Origin of the sequence: Pedobacter sp. BS3, from assembly GCF_008274585.1 — a bacterium.
Taxonomy (GTDB): Bacteria; Bacteroidota; Bacteroidia; order Sphingobacteriales; family Sphingobacteriaceae; genus Hufsiella_A.
The window spans coordinates 89754-103134 of record NZ_VTRT01000002.1; the positions used below are offsets into that span (position 1 = coordinate 89754).

Annotated in this window: 23 protein-coding genes and 1 tRNA gene; all 24 read right to left on the bottom strand. The window is 41.6% G+C overall.

What is annotated here, in order from left to right; translation table 11 throughout:
* Positions 1 to 60: 60 nt before the first annotated feature.
* Positions 61 to 783, bottom strand: coding sequence for a hypothetical protein (locus FW774_RS05920; RefSeq protein WP_149347259.1), 723 nt, complete (start codon positions 781 to 783; stop codon positions 61 to 63).
* A 39-nt stretch (positions 784 to 822) separates the two neighbouring features.
* Positions 823 to 2025: a PBSX family phage terminase large subunit gene (locus FW774_RS05925; protein WP_149347260.1), complete on the bottom strand. Its 1203-nt coding sequence runs from the start codon at positions 2023 to 2025 to the stop codon at positions 823 to 825.
* Positions 2018 to 2467 carry a hypothetical protein gene (locus tag FW774_RS05930; RefSeq protein WP_149347261.1) on the bottom strand — a complete coding sequence of 150 codons (450 nt, stop codon included), beginning with the start codon at positions 2465 to 2467 and terminating at the stop codon, positions 2018 to 2020. The genes FW774_RS05925 and FW774_RS05930 overlap by 8 nt, the downstream gene beginning before the upstream one ends.
* Before the next feature lie 4 nt (positions 2468 to 2471).
* Entirely contained in the window at positions 2472 to 2690 is a 219-nt protein-coding gene (locus tag FW774_RS05935) for a hypothetical protein (protein ID WP_149347262.1), read from the bottom strand.
* Between the two features lie 4 nt (positions 2691 to 2694).
* A complete protein-coding gene (locus FW774_RS05940; RefSeq protein ID WP_149347263.1) occupies positions 2695 to 4167 on the bottom strand; it encodes a DNA modification methylase in 1473 nt (490 codons plus the stop codon).
* 56 nt (positions 4168 to 4223) lie between these two features.
* Positions 4224 to 4706: a hypothetical protein gene (locus FW774_RS05945; protein ID WP_149347264.1), complete on the bottom strand. Its 483-nt coding sequence runs from the start codon at positions 4704 to 4706 to the stop codon at positions 4224 to 4226.
* On the bottom strand, positions 4703 to 5422 hold the full coding sequence (locus tag FW774_RS05950) for an HNH endonuclease (RefSeq protein ID WP_197739810.1): 720 nt from the start codon (positions 5420 to 5422) through the stop codon (positions 4703 to 4705). Before FW774_RS05950 ends, FW774_RS05945 begins: the two co-directional genes overlap by 4 nt.
* Positions 5419 to 6396: a DUF4373 domain-containing protein gene (locus FW774_RS05955; protein ID WP_149347266.1), complete on the bottom strand. Its 978-nt coding sequence runs from the start codon at positions 6394 to 6396 to the stop codon at positions 5419 to 5421. Before FW774_RS05955 ends, FW774_RS05950 begins: the two co-directional genes overlap by 4 nt.
* On the bottom strand, positions 6396 to 6713 hold the full coding sequence (locus tag FW774_RS20505) for a hypothetical protein (RefSeq protein WP_197739811.1): 318 nt from the start codon (positions 6711 to 6713) through the stop codon (positions 6396 to 6398). The genes FW774_RS05955 and FW774_RS20505 overlap by 1 nt, the downstream gene beginning before the upstream one ends.
* Positions 6714 to 6798: 85 nt before the next feature.
* The gene (locus FW774_RS05965) at positions 6799 to 6996 is read right to left on the bottom strand and encodes a hypothetical protein (RefSeq protein WP_149347267.1); all 198 of its coding nucleotides are present in this window, start codon (positions 6994 to 6996) and stop codon (positions 6799 to 6801) included.
* Between the two features lie 3 nt (positions 6997 to 6999).
* Positions 7000 to 7242 carry a hypothetical protein gene (locus tag FW774_RS05970; protein WP_149347268.1) on the bottom strand — a complete coding sequence of 81 codons (243 nt, stop codon included), beginning with the start codon at positions 7240 to 7242 and terminating at the stop codon, positions 7000 to 7002.
* A gap of 76 nt (positions 7243 to 7318) precedes the next feature.
* Positions 7319 to 7651, bottom strand: coding sequence for a hypothetical protein (locus FW774_RS05975; RefSeq protein ID WP_149347269.1), 333 nt, complete (start codon positions 7649 to 7651; stop codon positions 7319 to 7321).
* 73 nt (positions 7652 to 7724) lie between these two features.
* Positions 7725 to 7904: a hypothetical protein gene (locus tag FW774_RS05980; RefSeq protein WP_149347270.1), complete on the bottom strand. Its 180-nt coding sequence runs from the start codon at positions 7902 to 7904 to the stop codon at positions 7725 to 7727.
* A 133-nt stretch (positions 7905 to 8037) separates the two neighbouring features.
* A complete protein-coding gene (locus tag FW774_RS05985) occupies positions 8038 to 8226 on the bottom strand; it encodes a hypothetical protein (RefSeq protein WP_149347271.1) in 189 nt (62 codons plus the stop codon).
* 114 nt (positions 8227 to 8340) lie between these two features.
* Positions 8341 to 8697: a hypothetical protein gene (locus tag FW774_RS05990; protein WP_149347272.1), complete on the bottom strand. Its 357-nt coding sequence runs from the start codon at positions 8695 to 8697 to the stop codon at positions 8341 to 8343.
* A 78-nt stretch (positions 8698 to 8775) separates the two neighbouring features.
* Positions 8776 to 9297, bottom strand: coding sequence for a hypothetical protein (locus FW774_RS05995; RefSeq protein ID WP_149347273.1), 522 nt, complete (start codon positions 9295 to 9297; stop codon positions 8776 to 8778).
* A gap of 165 nt (positions 9298 to 9462) precedes the next feature.
* Positions 9463 to 9708, bottom strand: a complete 246-nt coding sequence (locus FW774_RS06000) for a hypothetical protein (RefSeq protein ID WP_149347274.1) — start codon at positions 9706 to 9708, stop codon at positions 9463 to 9465.
* A 142-nt stretch (positions 9709 to 9850) separates the two neighbouring features.
* Complete coding sequence (locus tag FW774_RS06005) at positions 9851 to 10333, bottom strand: DUF4326 domain-containing protein (protein WP_197739812.1); 483 nt, start codon at positions 10331 to 10333, stop codon at positions 9851 to 9853.
* Positions 10334 to 10373: 40 nt separating this feature from the next.
* Entirely contained in the window at positions 10374 to 10694 is a 321-nt protein-coding gene (locus tag FW774_RS06010) for a hypothetical protein (protein ID WP_149347275.1), read from the bottom strand.
* Positions 10691 to 12382, bottom strand: coding sequence for a DEAD/DEAH box helicase (locus FW774_RS06015; protein WP_149347276.1), 1692 nt, complete (start codon positions 12380 to 12382; stop codon positions 10691 to 10693). The genes FW774_RS06010 and FW774_RS06015 overlap by 4 nt, the downstream gene beginning before the upstream one ends.
* Positions 12379 to 12615, bottom strand: coding sequence for a helix-turn-helix domain-containing protein (locus FW774_RS06020; RefSeq protein WP_187774827.1), 237 nt, complete (start codon positions 12613 to 12615; stop codon positions 12379 to 12381). Before FW774_RS06020 ends, FW774_RS06015 begins: the two co-directional genes overlap by 4 nt.
* Positions 12608 to 12991: a hypothetical protein gene (locus FW774_RS06025; RefSeq protein ID WP_149347278.1), complete on the bottom strand. Its 384-nt coding sequence runs from the start codon at positions 12989 to 12991 to the stop codon at positions 12608 to 12610. The genes FW774_RS06020 and FW774_RS06025 overlap by 8 nt, the downstream gene beginning before the upstream one ends.
* Positions 12992 to 13010: 19 nt before the next feature.
* Positions 13011 to 13083 (bottom strand) — tRNA-OTHER (locus FW774_RS06030).
* A 28-nt stretch (positions 13084 to 13111) separates the two neighbouring features.
* Positions 13112 to 13279, bottom strand: coding sequence for a hypothetical protein (locus FW774_RS20365; protein ID WP_187774828.1), 168 nt, complete (start codon positions 13277 to 13279; stop codon positions 13112 to 13114).
* Positions 13280 to 13381: the final 102 nt, after the last annotated feature.

Genomic DNA, 13381 nt, shown 5'->3' on the forward strand with positions numbered 1-13381 from the left:
GCTCGGTTTTGTTCATCAATAGCTTGGTAAACACCCAGTTGTAAGGCATATTCATGACATCTACCCAGCGAAGTAGATCGCCGCCAGCAAGAGTATTAATAGCGTTAAAATTACCATAAACGCTAAAGCTATCAATACCGGCCTGTACTTCTTCGGGCTTGGGATTGTACTTAAGCTGCTCACTTCTCCGAGCTTGGAGTTCAGAAATTTGTTTAAAAAAAAAGTACCAAGAGGGATTATATCGGTACAGGGATGCTCCAGGATCACCTTCTCAAACTCGTGGATCCTGTTTTCAAAATCGAGCGCCTCCAGTTCCTTTAGGTTGTTGTATGGCTTATATAAATAGCAGGCCACAACAAAGGGAATGTCAAACAGGAAAGCGTTCAGCCGCTTGACCGTAGCATGTGGTTCTGGTGTTCCTGGTTTAACTTCAGCCTTATCGAACGATTCCTTCAGGCGCTCATCAACCAGGACGAACAGACCGTACTTCTCCAGATCCATGCTGGCCGGTGCTGTGATATACTTATCATTCAGCCGTAAAACAACCGGGGGTTTCGCACCGGTAACCGTATCAAGGGAATGAGTGAAACGGATGTGATCAGCAATCTTTTTAAAGGTCTTTATTGAACAGTTACGAATGACATCTACAGGCAATCCCGTAAGAATTGTTAACCAGGTAACCTCGTCAGAGGCTTTTAATAGCTGTAAGTACGTTGCCGTGTTTACTTCTTTCCAGCTGGATGGGATGCTGACTTTATGGATGCCTATTTTAAAACTTTTCATTGCCTGATTACGGCAAAGTATAATCAATAGGCATGATATTTAAAAATTGAATTTCGCCCGTTTGGTAGGCTTAGCTGCATTATTTGAAAGTTTATTCAAAGCAACGTACCGGAGTGGGTCAATGATGTGGTTCTTAAAATCTACAGGAATATTAAGAGACTTGCCGGTGGCTTTGTCAACTTTCCATATATAACTTTGGAACTCTTTTTTTGTATTAGCAGATCTTCGGGTAATATTGATAACATACCTCTTCAGGATGTCAATACTATTCTTTACCGAATCTGGTCCCTTTTCAGCTGGAACTACCTTCCATCCTCCTAAGTTCTTAATTTCATCAATAGACTTTGGTTCGGCTGAATCGGCAATGATTTCTCTTTTTTTGTCCCATCCGAACGATGTAAACCTATTGGCAATATCAAGATTAGTCATTCCGGTCTCGTAGATCTTCTCATCAACCCACAGCTGGCCATTAGCCATATAAACATCAATACATCCGGTAGGATCGTTGGTATATCCAAAATCGAGGCCTGTTGCTATAAATGAAGCATAATCCGGAATACTATCAACGATATTATAGTTACGGAAGATAAGGCCCTGAAGTTTACCGGTAATACCGCGACCATAAACTTTGAATAACTCATAGTCCTCATACCTCAGATTTTCAATTTCCTGATGTTTTTCCTCAGGAATAAATCTGTTGTGCCGGTGGTCAGAGATGATCAGCTGTACCTCTGGTAATCCTAACAGTTCATCATGCACCCAAAATTCAACAGTTGGGTTATAGTCAAGAAATATCCTTTTACCAGTCCTTAATGCAAGCTGCTTATAAATCGGATAGCTAATGCCGTTTGACTCATTAACAAACAAGTAATCTCTTTTACCGGATTTGGCGTCCTGTTCGTTAGTGTAAGACTTAAACTCTATTATTGAACCATTCCAAAACGTAATCAGCTTCTCTGACTCATTATAGAAATTGCCGTTACTTATTGGCTTTATAAACTTTTGCAGTAACGATGAATCACGAATGATATTCTTTGAATCACGGATTGCTCCTGACTTCAAGTTAGGTATATCCTGACCAACAATAGTAATAACCTGATTAGGCTCCTGAATGGCAAGTGTGAAAAGAACTTGCAGAATGGAATACGTCTTGGCGCTCCAGGTACCGCCCTGATTTATTAATATCTTCTTTCCCTGCTGCGGGTATAGATTGACCTCATAAAGTGGCGTTGTGCTAAACATCTACTTCATTCTCATTGCTGGCAAATGGTGGAACATCGGAATGCACAACTGTAACTTTGACTTCAGGGAAACTGAGCGGTACTCCATCTTTACCGGTTACCTCCAGCTTGTCAATCATGATGCCGTCGAGTTTAGCCATTGAGTCTAAAACCTTATTGATGGCCCGCACTCCGGACGGAGTCTTTTTGAAAGCTGGATCCATCTCTCTAATGAGCTTCTTTTTACGCTGAAGATAATACGCCTTTTTACTTTCGATAGATTTTTCAGTAAGCTCTTTGAATAAAGTGAATGCTTCTGAATAATAACGTTCTGCCTGACGTTCGCTGACGTCCCATCGAGCTACAGCAGATCGGATAATGTCAACCGTATTATGATCATCCATGATCCACTCCTGAACGGTGCGAATCCGCTTTGCCTTCTCTACCTTGGTTGACTTGGCCATATCATTAGACTATCATTCGCTTGATGACGGCGATATGCCGGGTTAATTCGTGGATACGGTCCCGAAGTTTTATAGCTTCGATTTCACGCATCTTCTGGATTTCCGGATTAGTATCCCGCTGTTTAATCGGGTCGTCTCCGTTATCGTAGTTTTTTAAAGCTGCTGAATTGATGGTCAGTTCTTCAGTTAGATAATCAATTATCGTTTGTTTTACTTCTGCCATAGCCTTAATTATTTCGCTGCTCATAAAAATCTGATATTGTAAGGTTACCGTTCAAATGTGTGAAGGTAGGAACAATATCACGTTTAACACAATAGTTGATATACCGCTTAATGGTCGATTGTACGAACTTAGGCGAAATCTCGATAGCATAACAAATACGGCCAGTAGCTTCACAGGCTATCATCGTGGTGCCTGATCCATGGAAAAAATCTGTTACAACTTCCCCGGGATTTGTAGTATCAAGGATGGCATCGGCTACCATCTGAACCGGCTTAGGTGTAGGATGATTTTTTATTTCATCCTTATCAGGATTAGCGATACTGATTGCCGAGGGGTAATTCCAGACATTAGTGCGGATCCTGTCTTTTAAAGCCAGGTGTGATAAGTGCTTCGCCTTATCAGGATGCTTAAAGATGAATATCATTTCCTGATCGTTCTTGTAGAATCCCCCATGATCAAGCATATCCATGTTCCAGAGCGGTACTGCTGATGGTTCATTGAACACAAAACAAAGCTCATGCTTAGCCCGGTAAAACGAACCGTTTGCCATCATGTCTTTATTCCAGACACATACCTGCTTAGGTATAGGTGATCCGTAAGCCTTACGTGCAGCATCAGTCATGTGCCAGCAGTGTCGGAAGTCCATGAAGATATAATGAATTGCACCTGGTACCGTGCGGGCTATTGCCATCATCATGATTGAAGTGAGAAACTCTGAGAACTCCTCATCACTCATCTCACCGGCACCCATTGCAAAGTTCTCATGATTGTTGTGCTTTTTATTGTCCTTCAGGAAAAAGTCAGTAGGTAAATTGTACGGAGGATCAGTGAATAAAATACGGGCCTTAACATCACCGAATAATAAATCAAGTGCATCACGATTGGAGAAGCTATCGCAGATTAACCGGTGCTTACCAAGTTGAAATATATCACCAGGTTTAACAAGTATAGGCTCATCATCCGTTATCTCAACTTCAGGCTCCTCACACCCATCCAGGTTATAGACGTTAAATTTCTGCATGTACCGGTCTTCACTGAACTCAGGTAAATCAATCTCATCAATCAATTCAGCAAAGCTCAGGTCGAACTCCTCAATAAAATCAAACAGTCCCTGCTGCGTGGTCTTTGCGTAAATAGATGAGTAGATCAGTACCAGCTTTGCAGCTTCCTTTATGCCGGAACAGTTAATATATGTCGCTGGTAACATATCCGGAATGATATGGCCGTCTCCGGCAAGTGATTCAAGAGCCAGTGTCCTATGCTTACCATCCAGACAATAGAGATACCCTGTTTCTGGATCCAACCAAACATAAAACGGCTGCGTGAAATCGTTAGCTAAAATTGAGTTTTTGAGCCTCTGGAACGCATCTTGAGGTAATTCTTTAAAGTTGTCGTCCTGGATGAACTTTAACTTTCTCCAGTCGATAAGTTCCGTTTTGATGATACGTGAACTGATGGGAGTGTCGATACTTTGCATGACAATAGGGTAACGAATTTTTTTTTTTAAAGCAAGCTGTACCGACACATGGTGACTTATTGTATCGCTTGTTTAATTAATTGTAATGTTTCAGTTGTGGCAAGTTGATTAGGTGTTCGCCGAATAACCTTCCACCCAAGCAAAGCAGCCTGAGTGTATTTATCCATATCCCGGAGTATGTTTTTAGGCCTTGAATGAGCGCCGCCTCCTTTACGCCAGATACCGCCCTCTTGCTCTATCGCTATTTTGCGGTCAGGATCCGCATAATCAAAACGCCAGTGTCTTTCCGGATGAAATTCATATTCCGGTACCAGGATGATGCCGAGCTCCTGTTCAACCAGGCGTACGAAAAGGTCAACCTTTGTTACGTTTTTGGAAATTTTGGTAACAGTTTTGGGCCTTTTCCTGACAGTTTTGGAAACTTTTCGCTCAGTACTGGAAATTCCAGGAACACGGCCAGACGGGCAAAAATGTCCGGGCTCGCATTCAATGAATCCGAGATTATGAAGATCTTTCTCTGTGAACCTGGCTTTACTCATCGTTGATATTTTAATTTCACTTTTTCCGGATCCTGACCAGGACGGATGTAAACAACTGTCTTAGCATCGATACGCAGCGGTATCTTATTACTCAGGTCCACTGGCTTGAATGTAACCGGCTTAACTTCCTTTAGAGATTCCTTCCGGAGTTGTTCTTCCAGTCGTTTCCGTTCGCGTTCAGCTGCGGCCTGTTTCTTTTTTTGCTCCTTCAGAATCTCCTTACGCTTACGTTCAGCATCTTTCCGTTTAGCCTTTGTCGATTGATAGGTTTGTTGATGCTTTTTATTTCGCTTCAGGTTTTCAGCCCGGGTAATAAGCTCCAGATTTGATAATACACAGTTAAGCGAATCACCATCCTTGTAAGACAGACAATAACCTTCAGGGATATCCTTTCCGACACTTCTCCAGAGATAGAGCTTCAACGGTTCCCATTCTCCAGCTGAAAGGCGTATCCATTTTTCAAGGCGTCCTTTATCGTTCCTGATGGTGACCTTCTTATCACGTAAAGCATTAACTGGTATCTGGCCGGGCTTGAACGTGCCATCATTCCGAAGCCGTAAAAGAGCTAATGCGGAAGCTGATTTTTTAAGTCCAAGATCGCGGGCCCTCCGACGAACGGCACTATCAGTGCAGCCGAGCTTTAACGCCAGCTCCTGGATAGTAAGAGGCTCAAAATACAGTACCAGGTTGAATAATTTAGTATGCGTCCACTTCATCGTTTTTCCCATTTAATAGTATTCTGAAATCTGTCTTTAACCGGGTACAAACCCAATGACCGGAGATGAGCCCAATAGGATTGAAGCTGCTTAACATCCAGTTTCTTCTCATAATCCGATGACCAGTAATCAGGGAATGAGCTGCCTGTTTGATTTTGATTTGGCTCCTTGGCAATAATCTCATCAAGCCAGGCCTGGTTATTCAGATAGGTTTCCGGATTCTTACGGTACTGTTTTTCAGGCTGAGAAGCGATATATTTCGGAATATGTTCCATGATCAGCACACGGTCACGGTTGGAAAGTTTCTCCCACTTCTTCCGTAGCTTAACGACATTACCAACTTTTTTCTTGTAAGCATCCCAAAAGTCCTCAAACGGGATATTGATTGATTTAACGACTACTTCAGGCGTGTCACTTTCATCCGTAACCGTCTCTGTGTTTTCATCATTTTTAATTTCAAAATCAATATCAGGAGCCTCAGCTCCGGTATCTGGGGATATAGGGGTATTTACTTTACTTTCCTTTACTTTACTTTGTGTACTTCCGGTGTCATTAATCGAGTTATTGACGGAAGAAACAGAGTTATTGACGGAAGAAATTAAAAAACGCTGATCAAATTGAACATCTGTACGCTTCGCCGAACCTTGTTTGAACCTTTTTTGAATCTCATCTGATGTTAATATCCCGTACTTTTCATACAATTCCTGGTTGAAAAAATTCACCTCGATAGCTTTGTTAATGATATCATTAACATCCTCTTCCGGAGTGCCGGTAACATCCGAAATATCAAAGGCCAAGTCATCATCAAATAGAATATAATAACCCTTGTACCGGTATATATTACACATCAGGCAGGATAATACCGTACCAGACACTGGTCCGCAGGATCTCATTATTTTCCGGACCTTCCGATTATCGTAGAAGTCCACATCAAATGAGAAGTAATCTAACCCTTGTTTTACCGGTCTTGCCATTATAGTCTCTCCTTAGCGAATGTGGAAACAGTTAATCGATGTACACCCAGTATCCTGCCAATAGCACTGTAGGAAACATTTTTATCCAACAGGTCTTGAATTTTTTTCTCTTGTCCTGTCAATTTAGTTTTGGATGATTTACGTCCTATAGGCCTACCAAGAATGATATCTGACAGCTTACTTTCCATTTGCTTCTTACCTTTATTGGGGGGGGGAGTTCCAGGCTTGATACGATATCTAAGTCCTGATGCTGCTAACCTTTCTCCCTGTTTCTTTTTCTCCATGGCCTTAAAATCTTCAGACTTTTCGAGTCCCATTAAATAAGCCTGATTACTGACAGAGCAATAGCTGCAGTTCAACAGCTTACATATCTCAGCGGTATATGTATCAGGGAATAACCGCCTAAGCTCTTGCCGTTCCTCCGGAGTCCAAATTCTGCGATTCATGTTTTTTAATTAAAATTTCCAGCTTATCAAGATTTAAATCGATGAGGAGCTGCAACGCATTCTTTTTGTCAGCATAGTACTTGATCATTTCAGTACATTGCTCCAGCTCTTCAAACAGCCGTTTGTTTTGCGCTGACAACTCCTCATAATTCATAGCTTACCCCTCCAACTCTTTAAGCCTGGCATTCAGCTTGGCCTCCCTTCGGTCACGGTCTAACTTATCTCTCAACGGTATCATTTCAGCATTAAAGTCATCACTATCCGATACGCCAATCCCACCATCAATAAAGCTGTGCAACGTTTCAGCTACTTCTAAGGACATAGTGATAGTAACACTACGCCTAACAGGCAGTTTTGCGTCATTGCCGTCTAACGGTTTATTTTCAAGTTCTGTACTCATAATATTATTTTGTTTATAAATTAAAGTTTATCGCTTTGGTTCGGCAACGAACGCAAAGCTGCTAAGACGTTAGGCGCTATGGTAAAATCTCAAAATGACCATCGCATGCAAAATGATATTTTTCTTTGTCCAAATCGGCTCGTTTTTTTAACGTTTTTGACATTATTTCAAAATGTTGGCATGCTCTTGAATTGTGCCAAACAGGTTGTCTAATATCAGAATCAAGTAGTACTATATTGCCATTTCGGCTTTTCAATGTGCAGTCGTACAGTTCATTAGTTTTTCCGTTTTTAAACTTAACTGTTTTGCCGCCTTCAGCAAATAAACAATCGCCACAGCGCATAACAGGCAGTTTTGTGCTATTACTGCTATTGGAACTATCTTCAACTTTCTTTTTTCTATTTGCCATTGGTAAGTATTTAAACTTTAGTTTTTCAAATTCAGTAACAGACACAAAGCTGCTACCACGTTATATGCAATGGCTATTCGAGTAGTCCATGAAATTCATTGTTTCCACATTTAGGGCATACGTGGTCGGTTTGATACTCATTAATACGTTTATGAGCTTTTTCCTCATCTCTTCCCTGCCATTTACACTTTTTCTTCGTGCATTCATATCTTTTTGCTTCTTCACCCCATCGGGTATATTTTCTTTTTGCCATATTTCTTTAAGTTTTGTAACCGCCACTGCATATAACAAGCAGTTTTACGCTATGCCAGTGGACGGCTGTTAATAATAATTTTAGTTTACAAAGTTGGCACAGCGTAAAGCTGCTCCAACGTTAGCAGCAATAACTACCGACCACCTTCGACATAGTGTTCACGTATTTCTTCCGCTGCATCTTCTTGAGCATCAATTGCCCCTTCTTGATAACACTTTTCAGCAAAATCACGAAGGATAATTACACTTGCTTCTATGTTTTTAGACTGCATCAAAAGTTCTGCTAACTCATAAATTTCTTTCTCTTGTTTTGACTGTTCCATTTTTAATCCGTTACTGCTGCTAACAAGGCATTGGCAATACCCGCTGGACAGCTTGTTTATAATTTAAAGTTTCTAAGTGCGGGCATCGCCAATACCCGACCGTTGGCGGTAAACCTATGGATGCCACTCGGTAACATCAAACTCGGACGGCAACAAACCAAGTTTTTCACCATTGGGTAAAATGGCAGACACCGCACCGTATGAATTTACCCATACATAATACTCATTGTCTTTCAAGCAAATTGTATCGTCTTTAATACCTAATTCCTTTTTAAACTCCATCAGGTCGGGAGTTACATTTTTTGCAACTTTCACTTTTAGCGGAACTCTACCCCGAAAGTTTGCAGGGTAATCAAATCTACCACCCCTATCTGACTGCCATTTCAAAGCGGGAGAAGTAAGGGCAACCGCCAACATATTATTGCCGTCAATGGCGGGTGAAGTGCTTAATTGGTCATTTGTGCTGTTCATATACATTTGTTTTTAAGTTGAAATTTTGTACTATTTAAACCGCCACTGCGGCAATAATCGGAACGTTATGTGTAATGGCTACGAACCGTAACCTAACAAATTTTGCATAAATTCGTACATACCTACTTTCTTTGAATTAACCCAATTCTCTTTTTTGTTTTGCTCATACATTTGTGTAAGTTTCTCCCAATTTTCAGATAATGCTTTCCATTCTTTTGACAATGTTGCTAATTCGGGGACACGTTCTTTCCATTCAGGTACAGCTTCTAAAAGTTCCCAACATCTCGAAAAGTCATCAGGGTCGTAGGGATGGTTTATTGGGAAATCTTTATTCCCTATAAAATAATTCCACATTGTTTTTGAACTCATTCCTACGTGTCCGTTACCAATCCACCACATTGCTTTTTCTGTCACTGATTTGCTTTGGTCGGCTTTTGGTTCTGTCCACGTTTTTGCACAGTCTTTGTGCAACACATTGAAAGCATCAATTTTTTTAGTCATCTCGTTAATAGCAACAGGCATATTTAGAGGATGATTGCCACCGCAATTCAAACAAAAAAGAGAATTGTTTCTAATCGTTGTATGTTCTACTTTACTCATAATGTTTCCTTTTTATACCCGCCACTACACATAACAAAGTGTTGGCAATAGGCGGGCTGAATTAATACTATTTTACTTTTGTTGTTTTATTGAGCTTTTGTGCTTCTATCGGCTTTGGTGCGTTATTGTCCGCCCATCGCCAACACTCGGCTCGTTATCGGAAATTCATTTTTTTTCCAACGCACATAGAACAGCATCAGCCAACTCAACCGCAGCACTTGCAAGCCTTTCTTTGTATTCATCCCAATCATCAGGTGTTCTCATTGTTTTTACCCAATCGGGGTTAGATGCTAAGGCTTGCATAGCCAACGCAGTTAAGTGTTCTCTTTTTGTCAATCCGTCTTGCTGATATGTTTCAGACACACAGGCAAAAGCTGGTAATTCTCCGTTTGATTTGTTTACAGTGTTCATTTTGAAATTTGTTTATTGCCAACCCACAAAAAATAAAACTATCCGATAACACGGGTTTGGCGGAAATGCCACCAGATAGTTTGTGCCGTTGAAATTTAGGTTCGGAGTTGGTGGCACTTCGCCAAGCCCGAAAACGTACCTGCTACCCGTTGACCAACTTCAATAACAAGTCTGCATGACATTGTTCATCAAGTCCACACCAACAAGCCAAATGCTTCCCTTTTAGAGACAGTAAAGCATCATCCATAACGACCATTGATTGATAAAAGTCCATCATTGAACCCTCTTTATGGCTGTACGGTAATAACCAAAAGCCATAGCATTTAATTGCATCAATAACTGCTTCCTGTTTGGTGTCATACACAGCATGGCAGTGTTTAGTAAGTATCTCACTACATTTATCGCTGCCATCTGTTTTTATTGCCCATTTTTTATCCGAATATTGGATAACTCTAAAAGGGTTTCCCCATCTGCTTCCACGACCAACATAAACAGTATTTTCAGGAATCTTCCACCCTTTTACTCTTTTTCGCTGAACCCTGACAGGAATGGCAGCAGGTAACATTTCATTGCTAAAATGCTGGCTGTTACCTATGCCTTCAACTTTATTTTCTTCTATGAACATTTGTAGTTAATTAATCTTTTGAATTTCTATTTCCAGCACTTCAGCAATGCTTCAACGTTACCGGCATTATATAACCATTGACCACCTCATCTATATATTCCACATTGTTATCCTTGTGATATAAATCGTCTGCTTTTTCTGCATAATGCGGAAGCTTGGATTTAGCAATTGGCTTTACCGGAACCAGGTTTAACAATTCGAAGCTTTTAATCTGTTCACGTATAGATTCCGTCTGGCCATTAACCAGTTCCTCGTAATTATCCCAGCCTTCCATCATAGTCTCATCTATCCCATTAAGCTGACCATAAATATCAGTCAGGAACTTTACCACGATTTCAGAATCTACCTTGTGCTTTTTCACGCTACTTTCTGATTGAATAGATTAATAAGGTCACTTATCACACTTTCTTCAACCGCTTCAGCACTACCGGTAACCGCAGCGACCATTCCCCGTTTCTTATCGATGATATCATACACCTTCTCATCAATAGTATCTTTACCCAGGAAGTAGATACAGCTCACACTATCTTTCTGGCCAATGCGGTGCGCACGATCTTCAGCCTGATCATGTATAGCCGGGTTCCACCATTGCTCTATAAAGGCCACACGACTGGCAGCTGTCAATGTTAATCCAACACCCGCGGCAATGATATTACCGACAAACAGTTTACAGTTATCATCATTCTGAAACTTGTCAACCGCAGCCTGTTTCTGTTTTTCATTATCATCGCCGGTCACGGTTACACAGTCCGGGTAATGCTGCTTAATAGCCTGTATGATCTCTTTTAGGTAGCCGAACAAAATCAGCTTCTCACCGCTGGCCATAAGGTCATCGATATATTCGAAGATGGCCTCCATCTTTCCCCGGGCAGCAATGTTCTTCAGTATACCCATCTTTACCATGATCTCACCTCGTAGCGCCCGCTCAACCTTCTCATCATCGGCATTCTGATATTGCCGGAGATACTTCATCAGGTCCGCTTCAGCATCGTCGTACTCCTTACGGTTGGTAATATCACAGTAGACAATCTGCCTTATTTTTGGCGGCAAATCTTTCAGCACTTCAGATTTATCACGCTGGTAAAAGCAGTTAAGCCTGAGCTTATAATTAAGCTCCTTCAGGTTACTGGCATTATTCATGCCGGCACAATACCGGTTAATAAAGCCCTTATATCCTCCGAAAGCGCCGAGCTGGTCAATAATACCAAGCTGCGGTACGAGCTCCACCGGCTTATTCATTACCGGGGTACCGGTACACAATAAAATATTATCTTTTCCGGTACAGATACCCTTGACAAACTTGGTAGTGAGTGTAGCGAACGATTTACACCTATGGCTTTCATCAACGATAACAGATTTAAACATGCCAATCTTCTCAGCCAGGAAGACAATATCTTTAATTGTTATTCGTTTTTTTCGGCCATTTTCATCCGCTTCACGCTTAGGGAGGCTCTTAACAAAATACTTCTTCAGGCTTTCAAAGTTTACGATGAACACATCCGCCATGCCGTACTCCCAATATCTCGGAAAGGTTGTCCGGATTTTATCTTCCAGTACCATCGCTTTTTTATTGCTCCACTTCACCGACCATTCACGGCGCCAGTTTTCTTTTAACGCTGACGGGCAAATAACAAGTGTAGGGAAGGCGGCAATACCTTGCTGCTCCAGTCCGATCAGTGTAGCGATGGCCTGAACAGTTTTACCAAGGCCTGGCTTATCTCCCAGGATTGTCCGGCGCTTTTGAAGATTATAGGCCACGCCCTGTTTTTGATATGGAAACATTTCCATTTTTAAAGGGATATCCATATCAAGATCCGGCATAGGCGGTATCTCGAATACCTGCTCAACCTCCTGAGGCTTGCCGAATGTAAATTTATTTGCATGAGCAAAGCGCTCAACAGCTATCCTGTTTTCGATATGAACTTCCCAGCACTTGCCCAATGGATTGAACCTACGGCCGGGAATTTCTTTTACCCGGTCAACTATGCGGGCGTTGTACTGGAAGTATATTTTAAAGTAATTACCCTGCTGTTCGATGTAACCGCTCATGCTCCTCCTCCTTCCTTGTAGACATCTTTTGTTAAAAGCGTTTCGATATCAAATCCAAGCTTATTAGATATCCTGAGCATCTGGTCAAAGCGTGGGAGCGCCCGGCCTTCTTCATAGGCGCCGACCGCTGACCGCTTTACATTCAAATGTTTAGCAAGTCTATCCTGGCTCATCCCCCACACTTTACGGAAATTTTGCAGGTTTTTACTGAAATTCAACTTGATGTCAGTCAACGTCAGTTCGAGCTTTGTTATAGTCATCGCTTGATATATTTTGCCTTAAGTAATCCATCTTACCATTAATCATACGCATCTGAGCGCCGGTGCGGAAAGCTTCAGTAAATACACCGTTACGATAATCTTCAGCTAACCGAATGACACTGTGAAAGGTGTAATCAAGGTTTGAATCGCAAAGCTTCTCCAGAAAGCCTGTAGCTTCAGCGGAACTGAAACCACCAAGATCACGGCCGTTCTCCAGTAATACACTTACGCCCCAATCTTCCTGATCGCGGTTATACTCTTCATACACGTAACCGGTAAGGCCGTAATCACACCCGGCGAAGTTCCCATTTACGATGACCAGGTCACCAGATTTAATTTTTCTATCCATGGTACATTTGTTTAATGAGTGGCAAGAACAGGATTCGAACCTATACCAATGACTGGGAGTTCCCAGTTATTGCGCTACCAATTACGCTACCCCAAATAGTCTTAATTTCAATTTTAGTTATCATTTTTCTATTAGTTTGGTTTTGAGAACCGGAAACCGGTTCCCTTTTTTATTCTCAACTATAAGTACGTGCCCGTGGTCTGCTATTTCCGTAACCATTTCACCACGCAGACCGTAGGGCCGCACTTTATGAAATACGCTGTAGATATCCTCAATGAGCCTGTACATCAAAATGTGTTTACGTCTGCCTTTGTGTACGAACCTTTTTCACCTTTAGTAAGGCCGCTCCAACACCCCCAGCATACTGCAGGATAGCCGTGGACGTAAATT